Annotated in this window: 1 pseudogene; it reads right to left on the reverse strand. The window is 47.2% G+C overall.

Annotation, left to right across the window (positions count from 1 at the left end):
• Nucleotides 1–381, reverse strand: a pseudogene (locus A0739_RS09860) (type I pullulanase); the annotation flags it as partial.

Below are 381 nucleotides of genomic sequence, written 5' to 3' on the forward strand. Positions count from 1 at the left end.
TTTAGTTCCTGAGCGATTTGCTTCATGGTGGTTATATCGAGAATGCCCATCAGGTCAAAGCGGAAACCGTCAAAGCCGTAGAGGCTAACCCATTGCTGGACAGATTGCTGGATATAATGCCGCACCATAGCTTTTTCGCTGGCTACATCATTCCCGCAGAAGGTACCGTTTGTCCGTAGGCCTTGCTCATCGAGACGATAGAAGTAGCCTGGGACAATTTTTTCAAAAGCATAGGCATCTGCTTCATAGACGTGATTGTAGACGACATCCATGATAACGCTCATATCAGCCTGGTGATAAGCTGCAATCGCGTCTTGTAGTTCAAAGATACGGCTATAGGGATCGTGTGGGTCGCTTGAGAAGCTGCCTTCAGGAACTAAA

The sequence above is a fragment of the Streptococcus oralis genome (assembly GCF_001588645.1).
Taxonomy (GTDB): domain Bacteria; phylum Bacillota; class Bacilli; order Lactobacillales; family Streptococcaceae; genus Streptococcus; species Streptococcus oralis_AB.